Origin of the sequence: Kitasatospora cathayae (assembly GCF_027627435.1) — a bacterium.
Lineage (GTDB): Bacteria > Actinomycetota > Actinomycetes > Streptomycetales > Streptomycetaceae > Kitasatospora > Kitasatospora cathayae.
On record NZ_CP115450.1, the window covers coordinates 3,944,929 to 3,967,437 of the forward strand.

Sequence of the window (22,509 nt, forward strand, 5' to 3'; positions counted from 1 at the left end):
GGGTAGGTCACCCGGTTGCGACCAATGTAGTGCCAGCGAGGAGTCCGCGCGGCACCTTGCCTCCTCAAGTTGGTCTGCCCAGCCAGCCGACGCCATACCACAGCGCGTAATGGCCCCAGAATTCACCCGTTCAGCGGTCGCGCGCTTCGCCATTGCGCGCCGAAGCGCCTTGGCCGGAACAGGCGTTCGAGCCCTCCGTCCGGTCCTCGCCCGGGTGCGCGCCACCGGAGCAAAAGCGCTCCCGAAACTGCCGCGGCCCTGCTCGACCGACGGACTCCCGGCCGCCGGGCGAGCCCCTTCAGCCGTCCAGTTCGCGGACGGCGCGCGCCAGTTCCTCGGTGAACTCCCGCCCGTCCGCAGTGAGTTCACCGCACTCCAGCAGGGTTCCGGCCGCCGCCAGGGTGTGCGCCCGCCAGCAGGCGAACTCCCGTTCCGCGCGCGACGGTTCACTCATCCCGGCGGCCGCCTCGGCGCACCAGAAGGACGCCACGCCCAGGTGGGCGTACGTCCCCTGGAGCAGCGCACCGGCCGGGCGCCGGTCGGGCCGCCAGGGGGCGTGGTAGACCGCCGGGCCGTTCGGCCGGTGCAGCGGTACGAGGTCCAGCAGGGCACCGAGTTGGATGTGCAGGAACTCGTGCACCAGGGCCAGCGCCAGCAGTACCGGATCGCCCGGCAGCGAGGCCGCCACCGCGCCGTACGCCCGGCGGGCGGCCGCACTGACCGCCTCCCCGCCGGGCGCGGGACGCAGCGGCACCACCACGGTGACGCAGGCCGCCACCGCGGCCGCGTGCCTGCGGTGGCGGCGCACCAGGATCTCCCAGGCCGCCGCCGACTGCTCCTCCCAGCGACGCAGTTCGTCGACGGACAGCGGCCCGACCGGCGGCCGCCCGTAGTCCACCCGGCGCGGCCCGAGGTGGTCCACTCTCGGCGTCCAGCGCAGCCCGTCGCACTCCAGGTCGAGCACCGCGCCGGGATCCGCCCGCAGGAAGTCGCCCAGCCCGTCCAGCGGCACCGCCGAGCCGAGCGACCGCGCCCGCAGGCAGTCGGCCGCCCAGGCGTCCAACTCCGGCCGCAGCAGCACCTCTTCCCAGCGCGCCCGGTCGCTCCGCTGGAGCGCGCACACCTCGCCGTACGCCTCCCGGAAGTCCTCGTCCTGCGGAGCCGCCCGGCGCAGCGCCAGCAGCAGCAGCGCCCGCTTGCTCAACTGGCCCGCGCGCAGCAGCCGGACGGCCTCCGGGCCGCCGCGCGCGCCCGCGATCGCCCGGAACGTCGCCCGGTCCACGGCGTGCCGGGGCAGCCCGCCCGCCCCGCTCCCCTCCGTCACAGACCCGTCCGCCCCGCGCGCGCCCGGCACCCCGGCCGCCACCGCCTCGCCCGTACCCGTCACCGGTCCGTCCTCTCTCCCGAAAAGCCCGAACATCCTGAAAGCGCTGAAAGTCCCGAAAGTCCCGAAAATTCTGAAAATGCTGAACTGACCGGCCGAACCATCCGCCCGGTCCGCCCGCAGTCTCCCCGCCCGGCGCCGGCTCAGCCGGTCCCGACCCGCCCATGACCCGGACGGGTGAGCGCAGCCCTGACGCCCCCCGACGCCCCCCCCTGCCACGGCCCCATCCGCCCGGACCCACCGGACCCACCGGACGGCCCTACCGCCCCTGCCCCGCCCCGGTCAGCTCCGCCACCCCGGCCCGCAGCCGCCCCGCGATGTGCCGGATCAGCCGATCCATGTCCGCGCAGTACACGGACGGGTGAGCGAACCCGTCGCCCGCGTAGCGGTGGGCGTAGAGCCCTCCGCCGCAGACCCGGACCAGCGGGCACGCCCCGCACACCGCCCCGAGCCCGGCGAGGCCCCGCTGGCGGGCCCGGAACCCCGGGTGCGCGGCCGCCTCCGTGAAGCCGTGCCGCCACACGTCCAGCCCCGTCCCGGCGGCCCCGTCGTACGTCACCTTGAGGCTGTCGGCCTGTTCGAGAGTGCCGTCCGCCTCGACCACCACCAGGTCCACCGGCGCCAGCCCGACCGCCTCGCTGGCCGCCCGCCCGCCGAGCAGCAGCACGGACAGCTCCTCGAACAGCCGCACCCCGGTCTCCCGGTACGGCGCGTCGTACCAGCGGTCGAAGGCTGCGATCAGCCACTCCCCGTACGGCGCGGAGTCGACGCCCGAGGGGGGCGCGACCGGCACCGACCGCCGGACGCCCGCCGGCGGCTCCTGCCAGGTGGCGTGCGGCAGCAGCAGGTCGAGCCGGGGCGGCGCGAACTCCAGCAGCGCCTCGTAGGTGGCGACCGGGTCGGCGGCCAGGTCGACGACGCACAGCAGGCCGGCGAACAGCTCCCGGTGCCGGTCCGAGCCGAGCAGCCGCACCGCCGCCGCGGTCCGCTCCCAGCTGCCCCCTCCGGAGGGCAGCCGCCGGTGCCGGTCGTGGTCGGCCCGGGTGCCGTCCAGCGAGACCGCCACGCCGACCCGGTGGCGGTGCAGCACGTCGAGCAGCGCGGGCTGGTCCAGCAGCCGCAGCCCGTTGGTCTGCAGGCTGAACCGCACCCGCGGCCCGACGTCGGCGATCCGAGCCAACTCGGCCAGCAGCGCGTCCAGGTGGACCGGTCCGACGAGCAGCGGCTCGCCGCCGTGCAGCACCACGGAGACCTCGTCCAGCCCCTGCTCGGCCGCGTGCTCGGCGATCCGCCGGGCGGTGCGGCGCACGGTCGCCAGCTCCATCCGGCGGGGCCGGTCGCGCCAGCTCTGGTCGGCGCCCTCGTACATGTAGCAGTAGTCGCAGGCCAGGTTGCAACGGCTGTGGATCTTCAGCAGGAACTGCCGGAACGGCACCATGCGCGTGAACCTAGCACCGCCCGGCGAGTTCGCTGACCGCCCGTCACACGTGCGGGGGCTCCACGTCCGAGTCGAGCCTCGTCCCCGCCTTCACCGCGACCGTGGTCGGGTGCTCCTCCCCCAGCGTCACCCGGGCCCGCCGGATGCAGTCCGCCCGCAGTTCGGCGGCCCGCTCGCCCTCCCCGACCGCCGCCAGGCTCAGCGCCAGGTTGGAGGTGATGCCGATGGAGTCGTAGTGGTCCGGGCCGAGCACGTCGGTCATCAGCGGCGCCGCCTCCTGTTCCAGGGCGAGCGCGGCCCGGGTCTCGCCGGCCAGCGCGAGGTCGTTCGCGTGGTTCATCATCGCGATCGGGATGTAGAGGTGGCGCGCGCCGAGGACGGTCCGGAACTGCGCCAGCGTGCGCCCGGACAGTTCCCGGGCCTCCGCGGCCCGCCCGGCCAGCCGCAGGTAGACCGAGAGGTTGTTGGCGCCGGCCAGCGTGACCGGGTGGTCCTCGCCCAGGTAGTCGCGGTAGCGCGCGAGCGCCCGTTCGGCCAGCGGGATGGCCCGGTCGGTGTCGCCGAGCGCGTTGAGGTCGCTGGCCAGGTTGGTGGCGGCGGCCAGGGTGTCGGGGTGCTCGGGGCCGTTGATGTCCAGGTAGCGCTGGTAGATGTCCTCGTCGATCTCCAGGGCCTCGTGGTAGCGCCCGGCCCGGCGCAGCGCCACGGCGAGGTTCTTGCGGGCGCGCAGGGTGTCGGTGTGGTTGTCGCCGATGGTCTGCTGGTAGATCCGGACGGTCTCCTCCAGCAGGTCCAGCGCCTCCCGCAGCCGCCCGGTCTCGCGCAGGTCGCGGGCGTAGTTGGAGGCGGAGGACAGCGCGTAGAGGCTGTGCGCGCCGAGGGCGTCGCGCTGCTGGAGGTAGTTGCTGCGGTGCCGTTCCAGGGCGGCGCGGCGGTCGCCGGCCAGGTAGTCGGAGACGGCGAGGTTGTTGGTGATCATCAGGGTGCGCGGGTGGTCCGGTCCGAGGGTGCGCCGGGCGGCGTCCAGGGTCCGGCGGTCGAGCGCCCGGGCCTCGTCGTAGCGGCCGAGGAAGCGCAGGTCGGCGCCGAGGCTGTTGGCGACGGCGAGGGTGTGGGAGTGTTCCGGGCCCAGGGTCGCGGTGAACCGCTCCAGGATGTCCCGGTCCATCTCGTACGCCTCCTGGAGGGCGCCCTGGGAGCGGCGGATGTTGCTCAGCTGGGTGCGCAGCATGAGCGTCTGGGCGTCGTTGTCGACGTCGAAGTCGGGCCCGCCGTATCCGTCCTCGCGCCAGTGCGCGATGGTCCGCTCGGCCAGTTCCCGGCCGGACTCGTGCAGGCTGCGCTTCCACTGGTAGCGGACCGAGTCGATGATCCACTGCCGGACGTCCTCGTCGGCGCTGTCGAGCGCGCCGGACGGCCAGAGGTGGGGCAGGAGTTCGGCGTACTCGGCCCAGTTGGCGGGGATGTCCGGGTCGCCGGGGTTGGCGGTGGCCAGGGCCGCGTGCACGACGGCGCGCAGCTCGGCCTGCCGCCCCTCCTCGACCTGGTCCCGGAGCACGGCCTGGACCAGCCGGTGCACGGTGATGGTCTCGCTGCTCTGGTCGGTGCGGGCGAGTCCGAACCGGTTGATGGCGCGCAGGAACTCGCCGATCGCGAGCTTGTCGCGGGGCGCGCGCGGGGGCAGCCGCAGGGCGCGGGTGACGGCCCGGCTGTAGAGCAGCCGCATCGGGATGGCGTCCGGGCCGAAGAAGGCGCAGATCTCCAGGATCTGGGCGGCCGGGGCGTTCATCCGGCGCAGTTCCTCGACCGAGATGCGCCAGGTGGCGGCGGCGGAGTGGGGGTACTCGGCGGGGCGCAGCCGGGTGCGTTCGAGCATCTCGGTGAGCTCGTCGTCGAGCAGTTCGAGGTAGGTGGCGATCGGCATCGACGTCTCCTGCAGCCAGACGGCGGCCTGGCCGACGGCGAGCGGGAGGTCGCCGAGGCGGTGGGCGACCTGGTCGGCGTCCTCCGGGGAGAGGCCGCCGTTGAAGCGGCGCAGCAGCCGGATGCTCTCCTCGCGCAGGAAGACGTCGACCTCGACCAGGCCGGCGTGCCGGGCCCAGCCCTGGTTGCGCGAGGTGATCAGCACGTGCCCGCCGGAGGATTCGCCGGGCTGCCAGGGGGCGAGTTCCTCGGGGGTGCCGGCGTTGTCGAAGACCAGCAGCCAGCGGCGGTACGGGTGGCCGCGGCGCAGCGCGTCGAGCACGGCGGCGGCGGTGTGGGCGACGTCGTCGCTGGTGGGGACGCCGAGCCGGGGGGCGAGTTCGGCGAGTTTCTGCGGGATGTTGGCGGGTTCCTCGGCGGGCACCCACCAGATGACGTCGTAGGCGGACTTGAAGCGGTGCGCGTACTCGGCGGCGATCTGGGACTTGCCGGCGCCGCCGAAGCCGTAGAGGACCTGGCTGAGGACGGCGGCGGGGCCGCCGGTGAAGCGGTTGCGGAGCAGTTCGAGCAGTTTGCCGCGGCCGATGAAGGCGGCGTTGCGCGAGGGTGCCTCCTGGACCTGCGGGGCGGTGCCGGGGAAGCGCGCCGGGGCGAGGAACTCGCCGCTGTCGGAGTCGAACTGGCGGTTGCTGCCGGGCGGTGGGCCGAGTTCGCCGTACAGCTGGGCCTCGGCGCCGGTCGCGGAGGAGCGGACCAGGTCGGGCACCGCCTGGCCGATGAACGGGCGGGGCACCGGCTCGTCCGAGTCCTGCAGCCGCACGGCGACCAACGCGGAGGCGCCGGAGGGCAGTTCGCGGCCCTGGAGGGCCTGCCAGACCTCGGCGGCGCGGGGCAGCGCGGTGTACTCGGGCGAGAGCAGCGCGAGCAGCCGGCCCTGACCGTCGAGCGGCCCGGCGACCTCGGGCGGCCGCTGGCCGCCGTGCGGCTCGGCGGCATTGTGCAGGGAGGTCTGGTAGCCGAAGCGGGTGAGGGTGCCGGCCGCCCACTCGGCCCACATCCGGTCCTCGGGGGCGTAGCTGACGAAGACCTGGCGGGGGACGGCGCGGGCGGAGCGCAGGTAGGCGCCGTACAGCCGGCGGCGGGCCTCGGAGCTGAGCGGGCGCAGCGAGCGGACCCGCCCGTCGGTGATCCACTCGGCCAGCCGCTCGAAGGCGTTGAGCAGGCTGCGCGCCTCCTGCGGCCGGTCGGCGACGGTGGCCGGGACCTCCTCGTAGGCGTAGAAGGGCTTGTACGGCACCTCGACGTCGGCCCAGTAGGCGGCCCGGCGGTCGCCGGGCAGCCAGCGGCCGAGGTAGGGGGCGAAGGCCTCGCGGGCGAAGTCCCGGCCGGCTTCGAGGCGTTCCTGCTCGGCGTCCTCGACCCGCATCGGCACCGGCAGGACGCGGATGGCCCGCTCCTCGGCCTCGGCGATGGCCCGGGCGGCATCGACGCCGCCGCGGATGTTCTGGGCGCTGAAGGTGAAGCAGTCGACCACGGTGTCGGGCATCAGCACGGTGCAGATGCCGGAGGTGTCGCTGACGCCGGTGCGGCTGTCGATGAGCACGTAGTCGTAGCTGCGGGCCCAGCGTTCGCGCAGTTCGCGCAGGAACTCGCCGCCGCGGATGTCCCGACCGTGGTAGAAGCTGCGCCAGTTGAAGCTGGTGACGGCGGCCGCGTAGGCGGCGTTCTGCCGGCCGGCGGGCAGGAAGTCGAGCCGGCCGCCGGCGGGCAGGTCGAGGGCGAGGCCGCAGATGTAGCCGTCGAGGCGGCCGGGTTCGTCCAGCCAGGCGGCCGGGGAGCGGCCGGTCGGTCCGGCGGCGGAGGGCAGCGCCTGCTTGACGTAGGAGCGCAGCAGGTCGATCAGCCCGTCGGTGGAGTGGAGTTCGGGGTCGACCAGGAGCGGGTGGTAGTAGCGGTGGAGGCCGGGCGCCTCCAGGTCCCAGTCGACGACCAGGACGCGCAGGCCCCGGCTGGCGAGGATCCAGCCGACGTTGGCGAGTGCCATGGTCCGGCCGGTGCCGCCCTTGAACGAGTAGAACGTGACGACCGAACCCGGTTCGCCGCGTCCAGGCTCCGTGCCGGGCTCAGTGCTCATCGTCCGTCTCCCCTCAGCGGGACAGAGCCGTCGTGGCCGCCCGGGCGCTGGCCGGGCACGTCCTTCGGTGTCGGTTCGGGATCTCGGCGCGCGGACGGGCTCCGCGGCGGACCGGAGGGGCCGGGCGGGCCGGCCGGGATGGTCAGCCCGGGCATGTCAGGGCCGCCGCCCGGGCCGAAGCCGAAGGCGTCGCCGCCATCGTCCCCCCAATCCAGGTTGTCGTCCATGAGCTTGTTCTGAGCGACCGTCACCATGATGGCGAGGTCGCTGTCGAAGCTCTCCCGGTTCACTTTCACGCGGAACAGGTGCTCCGGGTCACGCCGGCGCAACCAGTTGCGACGGAACACGCCGCGCACGCCGACCCACGGCGCTTCGCGCTCCCCGTCCGGGTCGTTGCCGCCGATCGGCACCACCACTCCGGTGACCGGGTGGTTCTGGTCGTCGTACGCGCGCAGGGCGGCCCGGTAGCGCTCGCTGTCGGCCGCCCAGGGGTCCACCAGCAGCACGCTGACCTGGCTGTCCTCGCGGGCCTGGTCGAGTTTCTCGCCGAGCCCGGCGTCGATCTCCTCCAGCGTGGTGGTGTGCCCGGCGTTGGTGATCACCTGCTGGGCGCGGGCGGCCAGTGACGGCTGGGCGGGCGGGTAGAACGGCGCCCAGTGCCAGGGCCTGGCGCCGTACCAGCCGCCCGCGTAGGAGCCGCCCTCGGCGGCGGCCTCCGAGGCCCGGCCGGCCGCGATGAACAGCCGCACCATGCCGGGTTCGGTGGCGGGCGCCGGCGCGGCCGGTCCGGGGAAGTAGCCGCGGACGGCGTCGAGGTCGAACTCGGGCAGTTCGGCGAGCCGCCGCACGGCCGCGTCCCGGATCCGTCCGGCGACCACCCGGACGACCTGCCGGTAGGCGTCCTGCTGGGCGGTGCGCAGCAGGGCGCGCAGGCCGTGCCGGGCGTAGGCGTCCCCCATGTCGGGCTGGGCCCACTGGATCTTGGTGACCTCGGTGACCAGGTCGGCGGGGGCGACCGGCTCCCAGAGCACCGGGATCAGCGCGGAGACCAGTTCCGCGGTCTCCTCGTGGTGGCGCCGGACCCGGCCGCGGAAGGCCGTCCACTCCTTGCCGCAGTACAGGCTGGCGAAGTAGGCCGGGGAGTAGAGCGCGACCATGGTGCGGCTGCGGCCGAGCATCAGGGCCAGCTTCTCGGCCCACTCGTCGCCCAGGCGCAGCCGTTCGGTGTCCCGGAAGGCGAGTTCGTCGGCCTGGACGGCCGGTCCGAGGACGCGGCCGAGTTCGTCCCGCAGGTCGTTGAAGAACTGGTCGACGAAGGCGTCCCCCGCCTCGAAGTCCCGACGCGCGTAGCTGAAGAAGAAGTACGGCCGCTGCTGTTCCCGTTCACTCACCTGTTCCCCCCGACCCTGACGGTGCCGTGACGGCGCTGGTCTCCTACCCAGCATGTCGTGAACTGCACCAGTGGGGTGGGGAGTTGGTGATATTTCCCGACCTTCGGAGGTTTAGCCGACGGTCAGCGGCCGGTCAGCGGGGTTCGAGTCAGCGGAGTTCGAGCGCCGACTGGAAGGCGGCGAGCGGCTCCGCGCCGGGGGTCACGGCGTCCGCCACGACCCGGCGCAGCAGGTCGCCGAGGACGGTGTCGGGCAGGGCGTCGAGTTCGTCGAGCGGCAGGGCGGTGACGTCGACCAGGTCAGAGCCGAGTCCAGCGGCGGTTTCCGCACCGGTGACGCCCATCAGTCCCTCACTCGATCGTGCCGGCACAGCGGGCTGCCGGCCGGAAGAACGATCGACCCAGGTCCGCGACGCGCACATCCTACACAAATCGGTGACGCTGCGTCAGTTCCGTGTACTCGCCGCGCCCGGACGCGGTACGGACGGAGCAGCCCGGCGGTCACGGGCAGAGCCGTTCCACCCGCCAGCCGGTCGGGTCGGCCGGGTCGGCGAGGTAGCGCAGCCGGTCGTGCAGCCGGTTCTCGCGCCCCTGCCAGAACTCCACGCTCTCCGGGACGACCCGGTAGCCGCCCCAGAACGGCGGGACGGGGACGCCCTCGCCCTCGGGGTAGCGGCGCTCCAGGTCGGCGTAGCGCTGTTCGAGGACCTCGCGGCCGCTGACCGGGCTGGACTGCTCGCTGGCCCAGGCGCCGAGCTGGGAGCCGTGCGGGCGGGTGCGGAAGTAGGCGGCGGTCTCGTCCCGGCCGACCTTCTCGACCCGGCCCTGGACGATCACCTGGCGGGCCAGCGCGATCCACGGGAAGAGCAGCCCGGCGTACGGGTTGGCGGCGAGCTCGGAGCCCTTGCGGGAGCCGTAGTTGGTGAAGAACACGAAGCCGCGCGCGTCGTAGCCCTTGAGCAGCACGGTGCGCGAGCTGGGCCGGCCCTGGGCGTCGGCGGTGGAGAGCACCATGGCGTTGGGTTCCACCACGCCGGCGCCGTCCGCCTCCAGGAACCAGCGGGTGAACTGGCCGATCGGCTCGGGCGCGAGTTGCTCCTCGGTCAGACCCTCGTGGGTGTAGTGCTTGCGCATCACGGTGAGGTCCGGACCGGGGCTGGCCGCGTCGGCCAGGGTCCGGATGGCGGGGCTCAGGGGCGTCGACTGGGCGCGTTCCGGGGTCTGCACGCCAACATCATCCCGTACGACAAGCAACCGGCACCGCTACCTCCGGACAAACCCCGGTCGGAGTTATGGTGACTCGCCACCGCTTGGCCGCCCGCCGTACGGGGAATTGTCCGGAACCGGGCGTTTGGTTCCGGGAATCCCCCGGGCACGACCGACCCCTCGGCGGAAAGGTCAAGCGGTCCTACGGGAAACATCACCGCGGTGGTGTATGGCGCAATGCACCCCGTGCCTGTCACTCTGGCACCGAGTGCCAACCACGATTCGGTCACTGGCGCGCCGCCCCACCACGGCGGAGCGCCGATCGCAGAACTGAAGGAGCCGTCGCATGTCCGATTTCGTACCCGGGCTTGAGGGAGTCGTCGCGTTCGAGAGCGAGATCGCCGAACCCGACCGTGAAGGCGGCGCCCTGCGGTACCGCGGTGTCGACATCGACGACCTGGTCGGCCACGTCTCCTTCGGCCACGTCTGGGGCCTGCTGGTGGACGGCAAGTTCAACCCCGGCCTGCCGGCCGCCGAGCCCTTCCCGATCCCGGTGCACTCCGGCGACATCCGGGTCGACGTCCAGTCCGCGCTCGCCATGCTCGCCCCGGTCTGGGGCCTCAAGCCGCTGCTCGACATCTCCGCCGAGCAGGCCCGCGACGACCTCGCCCGGGCCGCCGTGATGGCGCTGTCCTACGTCGCCCAGTCCGCCCGCGGCCAGGGCCTGCCGATGGTCCCGCAGAGCGAGATCGACAAGGCCGAGACGGTCGTCGAGCGGTTCATGATCCGCTGGCGCGGCGAGCCGGACCCGAAGCACGTCAAGGCCGTCGACGCCTACTGGACCTCGGCCGCCGAGCACGGCATGAACGCCTCCACCTTCACCGCCCGGGTCATCGCCTCCACCGGCGCCGACGTCGCGGCCGCGCTCTCCGGCGCGGTCGGCGCGATGTCCGGCCCGCTGCACGGCGGCGCCCCCTCCCGCGTGCTCGGCATGATCGAGGAGATCGAGCGCACCGGCGACGCCGTCAAGTGGGTCAGGAACGCGCTGGACAAGGGCGAGCGCCTGATGGGCTTCGGGCACCGCGTCTACCGCGCCGAGGACCCGCGCGCCCGGGTGCTGCGCCGCACCGCCAAGGAGCTCGGCGCGCCGCGCTTCGAGGTCGCCGAGGCGCTGGAGAAGGCCGCGCTGGAGGAGCTGCACGCCCGCCGCCCCGACCGGGTGCTCGCCACCAACGTCGAGTTCTGGGCCGCGATCATGCTGGACTTCGCCGAGGTCCCGGCGCACATGTTCACCTCGATGTTCACCTGCGCGCGCACCGCGGGCTGGTCGGCGCACATCCTCGAGCAGAAGCGCACCGGTCGCCTCGTGCGCCCCTCCGCGCGCTACATCGGCCCCGGCCCGCGCCGACCCGAGGAGATCGAGGGCTGGGACGCCATCGCGCACTGAGCGCGCTGAGCGCACTGGGCTTCCGCTCCTGAAACGCCCTCTGACCAGCGGGTCCGGCTCCGGCCGGGCCCGCTGTCGGCGTCCGGCGGCAGCCGAGATCACAGTCTCAGCGGGCGGACGACCGTACCCCGGACGGGCCCTTGGCCGGTAGGCTGCGCGCGTGGCTCAGATCCAGATCCCCGCTGACATCAAGCCCGCAGACGGCCGTTTCGGCTGCGGACCGTCCAAGGTGCGCCCCGAGGCCCTGAGTGCCCTCGCCGCCACCCAGACCTCGCTGCTCGGCACCTCGCACCGCCAGGCCCCGGTCAAGAACCTGGTCAAGCGCGTGCGCGAGGGCGTGAGCAGCCTCTTCTCGCTGCCGGAGGGCTACGAAGTCGTCCTCGGCAACGGCGGCTCCACCGCCTTCTGGGACATCGCCGCCTTCGGCCTGGTGCGGGAGAAGTCCCAGCACCTGGACTTCGGCGAGTTCTCCTCGAAGTTCGCCTCCTCGGTCAAGGCCGCCCCGTGGCTGGCCGAGCCGACCGTGATCAAGACCGCCCCGGGCACCCACCCGCTGCCGGTCGCCGAGGCGGGCGTGGACGTCTACGGCCTCACCCACAACGAGACCTCGACCGGCGTCGCGATGCCGATCCGGCGCCCGGCCGGCGCCGACGAGGGCTCGCTGGTGCTGGTGGACGCCACCTCGGGCGCCGGCGGCCTGCCGGTCGACATCACCGAGACCGACGTCTACTACTTCGCCCCGCAGAAGTCCTTCGCCTCCGAGGGCGGCCTGTGGCTGGCCGCCTTCTCCCCGGCCGCCCTGGAGCGCGCCGCCGAGATCGCCGGCTCCGGCCGGTACATCCCGCCGTTCTTCTCGCTGCCGACGGCCATCGACAACTCGTCGAAGGACCAGACGTACAACACCCCGTCGATCGCCACCCTGTTCCTGCTGGCCGACCAGCTGGAGTGGCTGAACGGCAACGGCGGGCTGGACTGGGCCGTCGCCCGTACGGCCGATTCCTCGTCCCGGCTGTACGCCTGGGCCGAGAAGTCCTCCTTCGCCAACCCGTTCGTGGCGAACCCGGCCGAGCGCTCCCAGGTGGTCGGCACCATCGACTTCGACGAGTCGGTGGACGCCGCCGCGGTCGCCAAGGCACTGCGTGCCAACGGCATCGTGGACACCGAGCCGTACCGCAAGCTGGGCCGCAACCAGTTGCGCATCGCGATGTTCCCGGCGATCGACCCGGCGGACGTCGAGGCGCTCACCCGGTGCATCGACTACGTGGTCGAGCAGCTCTGACCTCGCGCGAACGGCCAGCCGAACGCAGCTGAGCACAGCTGAGGGCCACCGCCTGCGGGCGGTGGCCCTTGCGTCTGCCCGGCCTTACCGGTTGACCAGTGAGCTGATCAGCACGACGACCAGCAGCAGCACCAGGGTGCCGGAGACGATGCGCATACGAGTCTTGGGATCCACGGTCAACGAGCGTACCTCCGGCTCACACCGTCCCGGATCGGAGGGCCTCAGCTCCAGTCGGCCAGCGCCCAGGAGCGCAGCGACTCGTAGTGGGCGAAGCCGCCGTCCAGGTCGCTCTTCATCAGGTGCAGCTCGGCGGCCTCCCACTCCGGCCCCCGGTAGTCCGCCAGCGCCGCCGCCAGCGCCTCCAGCTCGGCCGCCGCGACCCGCTGGACGGCCCGCCGGTGGCCGTGGTGGGAGCCGGCCCGGGCCAGGGTGAGGTGCGGGTGGAAGCCGAAGGCGTCGGTCTCCCCGGTCAGGTCTGCGGTGGCCTCGGCGACGGACTCGGCGAGCCGGCGCAACGCCCACGTCTGCCCCTCGATCCCGACCCAGAGCACCCGGTCGCCGAACCGGCCGGCGCCCGCGATCCGCAGCCGGTGCACCGGGTGCACCTCGGCGACGGCGGCCAGGCCGGCCTCCAGCTCGGGCAGCCGCTCGGGCTGCACCTGACCGAGGAAGGCCAGCGTGAGGTGCCAGCCCTCGACGGTGGTCCAGCGCAGCCGGTCCGCCCCGGGCAGCCCGCGCACCGGCGCGACCGCGTCGGAGAGTCCCTGCAACGCCGCGACCGGCGGGAGCACCGCCACGAACAACCTCATGAGCCAATCTTCCCGCGATCGGCCGTTTGGGGTAGAACGGATCTCCATGAAGATCCGCACCGGGGGCCTCGCGGACGTCCCCGACATCCTGTCCATGCTCGACGGCGCCATCACCTGGCTGACCGCCCAGGGGCGCACCGGCCAGTGGGGCGACCAGCCGTTCTCCACCAACCCGGCCCGGGTGGAGCACATCGAGCAGTACGCCGCCGAGCCGTTCCTGATCCGCCTCGCGGTGGACGACGAGGGCCGCACGGTCGGCTGCTGCGTGCTGGCCGAGGAGCCCGGCAAGTACATCCCCCTGGTGGACGAGCGCGAACTCTACGTCCGCCACCTGGTCACCGACCGCAGCCGCAAGGGCTCCGGCATCGGTGCCGCGCTGATCGCCGACGCGATCGAGGAGGCCCGCCGGCGCGGCATCGGCCTGCTGCGGGTGGACTGCTACGCCGGCGCCGACCGCAAGCTGGTCGGCCAGTACCGGGCGCTCGGCTTCACCGAGACCGTGGGCTTCGAGGTCGAGCAGCCGACCGGCATCTGGCCCGGCCAGGTGCTCGAGATCCGGCTCTGACGAACGCCGGGAAACCCCGGAAGCCGCAGGCCTCCGGGGTTTCCTGACGTATCATCAGCAGGCGGGGACGAGCTCGGACTTGCCCCTCGGAGCGGTGCGCGGCACGACGGCCACCACCCGCCCGCCGCGGCCGGGGTGCAGGTCGAACCGCACCCGCAGGTCCGCGCTGCGCGCCAGCACCAGGCCGACCGCGGCGGCCGCCAGCGCGGACACCACGCCGCAGGCCAGCAGGCCCGGCCGGGGTCCGTACGAGGCGGTGACCCAGCCGACGACCGGGGCGCCGATCGGCGTGCCGCCGGTGAAGACCAGCACCAGCAGGCCCATCACCCGACCGCGCACCTCGGGGTCGGTGGCCAGCTGCAGGGCGGAGTTGACCGAGGTGTTGAAGCTCAGCCCGAACACCCCGATCAGCGTCAGCAGCAGCGCGAAGGTCCAGTAGTCGGGCGCGAAGGCCGCGACCACCTCGAGCGTGCCGAAGGCCAGCGCCGCGCCGACCAGCCGGCGCAGCCGGGGCGCGCCCCGGCGGGCGGCGAGCAGCGCACCGGCCAGCGAGCCGACCGCCATCGCGGTGTTCAGCAGGCCGTACTGCCCGGCGCCCACCTTGAAGGTGTCGTACGCGAAGCCGGACAGCAGCGTCGGGAAGTTGAACCCGAAGGTGCCGATGAACCCGGCCAGCACCATCGGCCAGAGCAGCTCGGGCCGCTCCTTCACGTACCGCAGGCCCTCGCGCAGCTGGCCCTTCTCGCGGGCGATCGGCTCGGTCGGGCGCAGTTCGCCCTCCCGCATGGCGAGCAGCCCGCCGATCACGGCGGCGAAGGACAGCGCGTTGACGGCGAACGCCCAGCCGCTGCCGACCGCGGCGATCAGCAGGCCCGCGACGGCGGGGCCGACCAGGCGGGCGGTCTGGAAGTTGGCGGCGTTCAGGCTGACGGCGTTGGCGAGGTCCTTGGGCCCGACCATCTCGGAGACGAAGGCCTGCCGGGTCGGGTTGTCGACCACGGTGACCAGGCCGAGCAGCAGCGCGAAGGCGTACACGTAGTACGGCGTCACGACGTCGCCGACGGTCAGGGCGGCCAGGCCCGCGGCGAGCAGGCCCATGGTGCCCTGGGTGTAGATCAGCAGCCGGCGCTTGGGCATCCGGTCGGCGAGCACTCCGCCGAACAGGCCGAGCAGCAGCATCGGCAGGAACTGCATGGCGGTGGTGATGCCGACCGCGAGCGGGCTGCCGGTGAGGCTCAGCACCAGCCAGTCCTGGGCGATCCGCTGCATCCAGGTGCCGGTGTTGGACACCACCTGGCCGGCGAAGTAGTAGCGGTAGTTGCGAACGCGCAGGGAGGAGAACATCCCCCGGGGGCGGGTGAACTCGGCGCCGGTCGGGGATGGGAGGGGCCGAGCGATGGAGGTCCCCCCGGCCGGAGGCTGGGGGATCGTCGCCGAAAGGGTGGTGGCGGGCGACGGGCGGGACGAATGGGTTCGGCCCTGAGCGGCGGAGTCCGCCGCGGTGCGTTCGTCGGGGTCGTCGTCGCCGCTGCCGGGCAGTCCGCTGGGGGCGGGGGCCTGGGCGTCGGCGGCCGCGGTGCTCTCCGCGGCGGGGTCGGTGGTCGGGTCGTCGGTACGGATGGCGGCGCTGGCTGCGGCCGGCGGTGTCACGGGTGTCTCCCCTCGTGCGCGACGGCCCTGGCGGGGGCCGTCGCGCTCCTGGTCACTGTGGTCGGTCCTGCGGTGATGCGGGCTCCTTCTTCTCCCGGTCGGCTGGGCCGGGTTCGGTGTGCCTAGAGGTGTGCGAGCTTGTAGAGCACGGGCGCGGCCTCTCGGAGGACGGCCCACTCCTCGTCGTCGAGCCCCTGGGCGAGCTCGGCGAGCCAGACGTTTCGGCGCCGACGGCTCTCCGCGAGGATCGCCTCGGCCTGCTCGGTGCTGCTGACGACCACCTGTCGGCGGTCCTCGGGGTGCGGCTCGCGCCGCACCAGCCCCTTCTCCTCCAGCATCGCGACGATCCTGGTCATCGAAGGAGGCTGCACGTGCTCCTTCCGGGCGAGCTCACCCGGCGTCGCCTTCCCGCACCGGGCGAGGGTGCCCAGCACCCCCATCTCGGTGGGACTGAGCGACTCCTCCACCCGCTGGTGCTTGAGTCGTCGGGAGAGGCGCATCGTGGACGACCGCAGCTGTGAGATCGCTGCGAGGTCCTGCTCGGACATCTCGGGCATCTCTTTAGCTTACGTCATTACTCTCGCTAAGGAAAAACGGGTTCCGCCGTGCCGGAAGATCGGCCCGGTGCCATATTGGTCATGGGTGATCGTTCTCCCGACTCCCGGAAGGGCCGACCAGACATGTCCGATCTCGCCGCCGAGCAGTCCGGGCCGTACGTGCCGTACCCGCCGCCCCCGCCGTTCGAGCCGTCCACAACGCCCGGGCAGTCCCCGCGGGGCGACACCGGCTTCGCCCGGCTCGCCATGGTCACCATCGACTGCGCCGACCCGGTCGCGCTGGCCTCGTTCTACGGCGAGCTGCTGGGCTGGGAGACCCGGCACGTGGACGAGAACTTCGCGATCCTGGACAACCCGGAGGGCGGCAGCCCGCTGGGCTTCGGGCGGGTGGCGGGCTACCGGCCGGAGCCGTGGACCGAGCCGGACGGCAGCAAGCACTTCCACCTCGACTTCTACGTGGACGACCTGGAGGAGTCCACCGCGAAGGCCCTCGCGCTCGGCGCGACCGAGGCCGGCTACCAGCACGGCCGCACCCTCAAGGTGCTGATCGATCCGGCCGGCCACCCGTTCGGGCTCGCTCCACTGGAGTAACCCACAAACGGCCCTGGTGACGGTGCGCAGGCGGTGTCAGGGCTTGGTGCCAAGATCATGCAGACCGCGTAAAGGTCCAGCCTGACCTGGGATTTCACGAAAACCGCGAACCTTGTGCGACTGGCGGGTAATGGCTACTGTCCCCGTTGTCAGGGGCACCACACGCCAGGTCTCCTCTCGGCGGACCCGTTCCGTGCCCTTTTCCCGCACGCTCTCCGCACATCCGCGCCGGCCGTCCGGCCCGCCGCCTCCGCCCGAGCCCTGGCGCCCGCAACCCCTCGTCCAGGGAGCTCAATTGGGTGAGATCCACCATGCCGACCACGGCTGGGTGACGCCGGCGGTCTCGTACTTCGTCGCCTGCCTCGGCGCCTTCGTCGCCCTGCGCAGCGCCCGCTGGGCACTCGTCTCACAGGGCCGCAGCCGGGTCGCCTGGCTGCTCTTCGCCTCGACCTCGCTCGGTGCCGGCATCTGGTCCATGCACTTCATCGCGATGCTCGGCTTCTCGGTCAGCGGCGTCGAGATCAGCTACCAGCCGGGGCTGACCGTGCTCAGCCTGCTGGTCGCCGTCGCCGTGGTGGGCGTCGGGCTGTTCACCGTCGGGTACTGGCGCAGCCATCCCGTGCTGGCCCTGCTGGTCGGCGGGCTGACCACCGGTCTCGGGGTCGCGGCGATGCACTACCTGGGCATGGCCGCGATGGTCCTGCCCGGCCACCTCGGCTACGACCACGTCACGGTGGGCCTGTCGATCGGCATCGCGGTGTTCGCGGCGACGGCCGCGCTCTGGGCCGCGCTGAACATCCGGGGCACCCTCGCCGTACTGGCGGCGGCGCCGGTGATGGGCGTGGCCGTCTGCGCGATGCACTACACCGGGATGGCGGCGCTGTCGGTCCGGCTGGACCCCTCGCGCTCCACCCAGGGCGGCGTGATGGCGCTGCAGTTCATCTTCCCGCTCGGCGTCGGGCTGGGCTGCTACGTCTTCTTCGGTTCGCTGGCCTTCGCCGTCTCGCCGAGCAAGGCCGCCACGAAGCCGCTGCTGGCCGGCCCGGCGGCGCCGCTGCCGCCGCGCACGCCGCGGGTCCCCCCGCAGCAGCGGCGGTTGCTGGGCGAGGCGCGCGCCCGGCGCTGAACTCCGGGCAGCACGAAGACGTCCGGCCGGGTCCCCCACCCCGGCCGGACGTCTTCGCGTGGGGAGCTACTCGGGCTTGCCGAGCAGCCCGGTCAGGTGCTCCGGCGTGGCCACCGGGCAGACCTTGTGCACGAAGTCCCGCCGCAGCGCGTGGTAGGGCTCGCCCGTCCGGTAGAAGTTGGCGTGCATCCGGCGCAGTTCCTCCGCCCGGTACTCGGCCAGCGGCTTCGCCTCCTCGTCCTCGGCGCGGCGGCGCTTCTTGTCCACCAGCCGTCCGGTGAGCTCGGGCGAGTCGGCCAGCCGGGCGGCCTCCCGGGCCACCCAGCGGCGGAAGTCGGCCGCGTCCCCGCCGACCGTGCGGTCCACCAGGCCGATCCGGCGGGCGTGTTGGGCTCCGACCGGCAGCGCCTCGGTGGTGAGCCGCTCGGCCTGTTCGGCGCCGACCCGGGCCGGCAGGGTGTACGTCCAGTACTCGGAGCCGTACAGGCCCATCAGCCGGTAGTGCGGGTTGAGCACGGCCGAGTCCCGGCACCACACCTCGTCGGCGGCGAGCGCCAGCATCAGGCCGCCGGCCGCCGCGTTCCCGGCCAGCGCGGCGACGGTCAGCTTGTCGCTCGTGGTCAGGACCGCCTCGACCAGGTCGTCCATCGCGTTGATGTTCTCCCAGGACTCCAGCGCCGGGAAGGCCGAGCCCTCGATGACGTTGAGGTGGATCCCGTTGGAGTAGAAGTCCCGGGGCGCGCCCAGCACCAGCACCGAGGTGGGCCGCTCGGCGGCCGTACGGTAGGCGGCCAGCAGCCGGCGGCACTGCTCGGTGCTCATCGCCCCGCCGGGGTAGGCGAACTCCAGGAAGCCGACGTCGCCCTCCTCCCGGTAGCGCAGCTCCGACCAGGTTTCGCGGCGGGCGGCCTGCGCCGGGGTCACCGGCACCTCGCGGACCCGGTGCAGCTCGTCGGCGAGCACCGTCGCGGCCGGCAGCTTGAAGGTGACCGGCCCGCCGGGGGTGCGGCGCGGGCGCAGCTGCGGGATCCAGACCGCGCCGTCCACGGTGGCCCGGCAGATCGCGCCGTCCCGGGTGGCGAGGACGGCTCCGGGCTCCGGTCCGCGCAGCTCGTCCTCGGGGTGGCCGCCGTGCAGGAAGAACTCGCGCCCGTACAGCTCGTCCAGCACGCCGGGCTGGGAGTCGGCGGCGCGCAGCTTGCGCAGCACGGTGGCGGTGTCGTCCTGCTGCCAGTCGATCCGGCGCACCTCCTGCTTGAGGAACGGCCGCAGCTCGCCGCGCACGTCGGGTCGGGCGTAGTCGAGCGGCTCGGGGGTGAACAGCCCGCCCTCGTAGCGCTGGACGGCCAGCAGGACGGCTTCGACGGCGGCGTCCGCGACCTCGCCGCGGTACAGCTCGCTCTTGCCGCAGTCCGGCACGGCGAACTCGACGGACGCCCAGATGTCACCGGCGTCCATCTCCTCGACGGCCTGCAGCACGGTGACGCCCCAGCGCCGGGCGTCCTCGGTGATCGCCCAGTCGAGCGAGGAGGGGCCGCGGTCACCCTTGGGGCCCGGGTGCACGATCAGCACCGTCCGGGTGGACCAGATGTCCGCCGGGACGGCCCGGGTGAGCATCGGGCAGATGATCAGATCCGGGTCGACGCGGGCCACCGCGTCCCTCATCTGCTCGTCGCCGAGCGCGAGTTGGACGGCGACCTGGTGGCCGCGCTCGCGCAGCTCGGTGTGGACGCGCTGGGTCAGGCTGTTGAACGCGGTGGCGATCAGGAGAATGCGCACAGGGGGCCTCCGGGCAGGGGACTGCGGGTCGCGCGGAGGCGATGAAACCAGGGCATGGACACGTAATGGTTACGGTTCGCGCCCCGGCGCCCGACCCTCACGCACCCCCCACACGCTTTCGCCGGATCTCCCCAGCCCCTCCCCGCAGTCGGACCAGGGCTCGTCAGACAAGCCCTAACGCGGGAACGCCCGGCGGGCCCGCCAGGTGGTGTGCTCGCGGGAGACCGCGTCCTCCGCCTCGGCGGCCAGCCGGGCCCAGCGCGCCTCCGCGTCCGGCGCCTTGAGATCGAGGTCGGAGAGCTGGTTGCCGACGTTCTCCAGCTCGCGCGCGGCCAGCTGGTAGGCGGCGGCCAGCGGGCGCAACTGCTTGAGCTGCGTCCAGGCGATGATCGCGGCCGCCGCGGCCGAGCTGGCGCCGAAGATGTGCACCTCCAGGGCGCCGGTGGCCTGGGCGATCGCCGCCGCCGCGCCGATGATGATCAGCGTCGCGATGCCGAGCCCCCAGGAGACCGACTGGGACTCGCAGGACTCGGCCCGGGAGCGGTACCAGGTGCGCTGGCCCTCGACCCGGGTGCGCAGGTAGAGGGTGCGCCGGGCGGTCAGGCTGTCGGCCCGGGCACGTCGCATCTCCTCGGTGATCTCCGGGACGCTGCCGGGCGGCACGATCTCCGGGTCCTCGAAGGCCCGCAGCACGTCCTCGACCTGCAGCAGGTAGCCGCGGTCGGCGTCCGCCGACTCGGCCTCGCCGTCGAAGGGCCGGGCCCGGACGCTGTACTTCCAGGCCAGCGTCTTGACCGACTCGGCGGCCGCCCGGGCCTCGTACCACCGGCCCTGCGGGTTGCTGCGGCGCAGCCGGGACCAGAAGTAGCCGGCGATCAGGAAGGCCGCCACCGAGAACAGTGGCTTGATGTCGCTGTCGCCCTTGTGGTCCGGGCCCGGGAGCGACCCGATCAGCGCGGCGACCACCAGCATCGCGATCAGTCCGCGGTGCCAGCGGAGCGTCTCGCGCTGTCCGTCCAGCGAGGCCCGGTCCGCCCGCCAGAACAACTCCGGCAGCAGTCGCGCCTCGACTCCCCCGGGCGGATCCTGTTGCACCATCGGTCGAGTCCCCTCCCCGTCTCCGTCTAGGCAGTATGCCCGCCGCCAACTGGCCTACACAGTCGCCTTTTTGACACTTTCCGACCGCGTCCGATTGCTCCGTCGCCCGCGTAACCTATATAAACGGTTACATGCCGCTGCACTGGAAGCTCGTCATCGACTGCGCCGACCCGCACCGCCAGGCCGCCTTCTGGGGCGCCGCCCTCGACTACGCCGTCGAGGACCACAGCACGCTGATCACCCGCCTCCTGGCCGCCGGCGCGACCACCCCGGACGCCCTCACCGAGGTCGACGGCCACTCCGCCTGGCGCACCCTGGCGGCCGTCCGCCACCCCGAGGACCCGTACGACCCGGCCTCGGACACCGGCCTGGGCCGCCGCATCCTCTTCCAGGCCGTCCCCGAGGCCAAGCAGCAGCCCAAGAACCGCCTCCACCTGGACGTCCACCCCGGGCCGGGCGAGCGCGCGGCCACCGTCACCCGCCTCGAAGTCCTCGGCGCCACCGTCCTGCACGAGGTCAGGGAGCCGGCCGGGGAGTGGACCGTCATGCGGGACCCGGAGGGCAACGAGTTCTGCGTCCACTGACCCGGCCCACCGAGTACGCCGAAGGGCCCTCCCCACGGCGCGGGGAGGGCCCTTCGGGGCGGTCCGGGTCAGAGCAGGCCGAACGCCGGCATCAGGTAGTAGAAGGTGAAAACTCCGGCGACCGCGTACATCGCGACCGGCACCTCACGTCCCCGGCCAGCGGCAACGCGGAGGACGCAGAAGGTGATGAACCCGATACCCAAGCCGTTGGTGATCGAGTAGGTGAACGGCATCATCACGATGGTCAGGAAGGCCGGGATCGCGATGGTGTAGTCCGCCCAGTCGATCTCCTTGATCGAGTTGGCCAGGATCAGGAAGCCGACCGTGACCAGGGCCGGGGTGGCGGCCTGGGCGGGGACCATGGTGGCCAGCGGGGTGAGGAAGAGCGCCACCACGAAGAGGAGGCCGGTGACGATCGAGGCGAAGCCGGTGCGGGCGCCCTCGCCGACGCCGGCGGTGGACTCGACGAAGCAGGTGTTGGCGGAGGCGGAGGCGGCGCCGCCGGCCGCGGTGGCGATGCCGTCGACCATCAGGATCCGGTTGATGCCCGGCAGGTCGCCCTTCTCGTCCAGCAGGTGGGCCTCGTCGGCGACGCCGAGGATGGTGCCCATCGCGTCGAAGAAGCAGGACATCAGCACGGTGAAGACGAACAGCACGCCGGTCAGCACGCCGACCTTCTCGAAGCCGCCGAACAGGCTGACCTTGCCGACCAGCCCGAAGTCCGGGGCGGCCACCGGGTTGCCGGGCCAGGTGGGGACGGTGAGGCCCCACTTGAGCGCCGGGACGTCGGCGACCTCGTCGATCACCACGGCGAGCACGGTGGAGGCCGCGATGCTGATCAGGATCGCGCCGGGCACCCTGCGGATCACCAGGATCAGCGTCAGCACCAGGCCGAACACGAAGACCAGCACCGGGAAGCCGAGCAGGTGCCCGTTCCCGCCGAGCTGCAGCGGGACGGTGGTGTGGGCGACGTCCGGGATGCGGCTGACGAAGCCGGAGTCGACCAGGCCGACCAGGCTGATGAACAGGCCGATGCCGATCGCGATGGCCTTGCGCAGCCCGAGCGGCACCGCGTTCATGACCCGCTCGCGCAGACCGGTGGCGACCAGCAGCATGATCGCGAAGCCGGCCAGCACCACCATGCCCATGGCGTCCGGCCAGGTCATCTTGGGTGCGAGCTGCAGCGCCACGATGGTGTTGACGCCGAGGCCGGCCGCCAGGCCGATCGGCACATTGCCGATCACGCCCATCAGCAGGGTGGTGAGACCCGCGGTCAGGGCGGTGGCGGTGACCAGCTGGGCGCTGTCCAGGTGGGCTCCCGTCATGTCCGTGGCGCTGGCCAGGATGATCGGGTTCAGCACCAGGATGTACGCCATGGTGAAGAAGGTGGCGACACCGCCGCGGATCTCGCGCGGCAGGGTGGAGCCGCGCTCACTGATCCGGAAGTAGCGGTCCAGGGCGCCGGCGGGGGGCATCGGTGCGGGGGCCGCGGGTTCGGGCGACTCGGTGGTCGGCTGGACCACAGGCATTCGTGCGTCCTCTGTGGGGG

Annotated in this window: 18 protein-coding genes; 6 read left to right on the forward strand and 12 right to left on the reverse strand. The window is 72.9% G+C overall.

The genetic code is table 11. The annotated features are described in order from the left end of the window. Positions 1 to 298: 298 nt before the first annotated feature. From O1G21_RS17375 to pdxH, 6 genes are all read right to left on the reverse strand, one after another. Positions 299 to 1,387: an aKG-HExxH-type peptide beta-hydroxylase gene (locus tag O1G21_RS17375; protein WP_270144863.1), complete on the reverse strand. Its 1,089-nt coding sequence runs from the start codon at positions 1,385 to 1,387 to the stop codon at positions 299 to 301. A gap of 256 nt (positions 1,388 to 1,643) precedes the next feature. Beyond that, positions 1,644 to 2,822 carry an FxsB family cyclophane-forming radical SAM/SPASM peptide maturase gene (locus O1G21_RS17380; RefSeq protein ID WP_270144865.1) on the reverse strand — a complete coding sequence of 393 codons (1,179 nt, stop codon included), beginning with the start codon at positions 2,820 to 2,822 and terminating at the stop codon, positions 1,644 to 1,646. 43 nt (positions 2,823 to 2,865) lie between these two features. Next, positions 2,866 to 6,879, reverse strand: coding sequence for an FxSxx-COOH system tetratricopeptide repeat protein (gene fxsT, locus O1G21_RS17385; protein WP_270144866.1), 4,014 nt, complete (start codon positions 6,877 to 6,879; stop codon positions 2,866 to 2,868). Further along, a complete protein-coding gene (locus O1G21_RS17390) occupies positions 6,876 to 8,270 on the reverse strand; it encodes a TIR-like protein FxsC (RefSeq protein ID WP_270144868.1) in 1,395 nt (464 codons plus the stop codon). Before O1G21_RS17390 ends, fxsT begins: the two co-directional genes overlap by 4 nt. 148 nt (positions 8,271 to 8,418) lie before the next feature. Then, on the reverse strand, positions 8,419 to 8,613 hold the full coding sequence (gene fxsA / locus O1G21_RS17395; protein ID WP_270144870.1) for an FxSxx-COOH cyclophane-containing RiPP peptide: 195 nt from the start codon (positions 8,611 to 8,613) through the stop codon (positions 8,419 to 8,421). A gap of 157 nt (positions 8,614 to 8,770) precedes the next feature. Continuing rightward, positions 8,771 to 9,403 (reverse strand): pyridoxamine 5'-phosphate oxidase, encoded by a 633-nt coding sequence (pdxH, locus tag O1G21_RS17400; protein WP_270151070.1) that lies wholly within the window; start codon positions 9,401 to 9,403, stop codon positions 8,771 to 8,773. 418 nt (positions 9,404 to 9,821) lie between these two features. Here pdxH and O1G21_RS17405 point away from each other — a divergent pair, with 418 nt between their 5' ends. Beyond that, positions 9,822 to 10,922: a citrate synthase 2 gene (locus O1G21_RS17405; protein ID WP_270144871.1), complete on the forward strand. Its 1,101-nt coding sequence runs from the start codon at positions 9,822 to 9,824 to the stop codon at positions 10,920 to 10,922. A 160-nt stretch (positions 10,923 to 11,082) separates the two neighbouring features. Further along, the gene (gene serC, locus O1G21_RS17410) at positions 11,083 to 12,201 is read left to right on the forward strand and encodes a phosphoserine transaminase (protein WP_270144872.1); all 1,119 of its coding nucleotides are present in this window, start codon (positions 11,083 to 11,085) and stop codon (positions 12,199 to 12,201) included. Between the two features lie 221 nt (positions 12,202 to 12,422). Here the strand turns inward: serC and thpR are convergent, their stop codons facing one another. Then, a complete protein-coding gene (gene thpR, locus O1G21_RS17415; protein ID WP_270144874.1) occupies positions 12,423 to 13,010 on the reverse strand; it encodes an RNA 2',3'-cyclic phosphodiesterase in 588 nt (195 codons plus the stop codon). A 46-nt stretch (positions 13,011 to 13,056) separates the two neighbouring features. Between thpR and O1G21_RS17420 the strand changes: the two genes are divergently transcribed. Further along, positions 13,057 to 13,575: a GNAT family N-acetyltransferase gene (locus O1G21_RS17420; protein ID WP_270144876.1), complete on the forward strand. Its 519-nt coding sequence runs from the start codon at positions 13,057 to 13,059 to the stop codon at positions 13,573 to 13,575. Between the two features lie 54 nt (positions 13,576 to 13,629). Here O1G21_RS17420 and O1G21_RS17425 read toward each other — a convergent pair whose 3' ends face one another. Together O1G21_RS17425 and O1G21_RS17430 are read right to left on the reverse strand one after the other, a co-directional pair. Further along, on the reverse strand, positions 13,630 to 14,919 hold the full coding sequence (locus O1G21_RS17425) for an MFS transporter (RefSeq protein WP_405000814.1): 1,290 nt from the start codon (positions 14,917 to 14,919) through the stop codon (positions 13,630 to 13,632). 428 nt (positions 14,920 to 15,347) lie between these two features. Continuing rightward, positions 15,348 to 15,782, reverse strand: coding sequence for a MarR family winged helix-turn-helix transcriptional regulator (locus tag O1G21_RS17430; RefSeq protein WP_270144878.1), 435 nt, complete (start codon positions 15,780 to 15,782; stop codon positions 15,348 to 15,350). 123 nt (positions 15,783 to 15,905) lie between these two features. On the opposite strand from O1G21_RS17430, the gene O1G21_RS17435 reads away from it, so the two are divergent. Together O1G21_RS17435 and O1G21_RS17440 are read left to right on the forward strand one after the other, a co-directional pair. After that, positions 15,906 to 16,373 carry a VOC family protein gene (locus tag O1G21_RS17435; protein WP_270144880.1) on the forward strand — a complete coding sequence of 156 codons (468 nt, stop codon included), beginning with the start codon at positions 15,906 to 15,908 and terminating at the stop codon, positions 16,371 to 16,373. A 295-nt stretch (positions 16,374 to 16,668) separates the two neighbouring features. Beyond that, positions 16,669 to 17,499, forward strand: coding sequence for an MHYT domain-containing protein (locus O1G21_RS17440; RefSeq protein ID WP_270144882.1), 831 nt, complete (start codon positions 16,669 to 16,671; stop codon positions 17,497 to 17,499). Between the two features lie 66 nt (positions 17,500 to 17,565). On the opposite strand, the gene O1G21_RS17445 is transcribed toward O1G21_RS17440, so the two are convergent. Together O1G21_RS17445 and O1G21_RS17450 are read right to left on the reverse strand one after the other, a co-directional pair. Beyond that, positions 17,566 to 19,278 carry a hydrogenase maturation protein gene (locus tag O1G21_RS17445; protein ID WP_270144884.1) on the reverse strand — a complete coding sequence of 571 codons (1,713 nt, stop codon included), beginning with the start codon at positions 19,276 to 19,278 and terminating at the stop codon, positions 17,566 to 17,568. A 174-nt stretch (positions 19,279 to 19,452) separates the two neighbouring features. Continuing rightward, on the reverse strand, positions 19,453 to 20,376 hold the full coding sequence (locus tag O1G21_RS17450) for a DUF4231 domain-containing protein (protein WP_270144886.1): 924 nt from the start codon (positions 20,374 to 20,376) through the stop codon (positions 19,453 to 19,455). A gap of 131 nt (positions 20,377 to 20,507) precedes the next feature. Between O1G21_RS17450 and O1G21_RS17455 the strand changes: the two genes are divergently transcribed. Continuing rightward, positions 20,508 to 20,960, forward strand: a complete 453-nt coding sequence (locus O1G21_RS17455) for a VOC family protein (RefSeq protein ID WP_270144888.1) — start codon at positions 20,508 to 20,510, stop codon at positions 20,958 to 20,960. Between the two features lie 68 nt (positions 20,961 to 21,028). Here the strand turns inward: O1G21_RS17455 and O1G21_RS17460 are convergent, their stop codons facing one another. Then, positions 21,029 to 22,435: an NCS2 family permease gene (locus tag O1G21_RS17460; RefSeq protein WP_270151072.1), complete on the reverse strand. Its 1,407-nt coding sequence runs from the start codon at positions 22,433 to 22,435 to the stop codon at positions 21,029 to 21,031. Positions 22,436 to 22,509 lie beyond the last annotated feature (74 nt).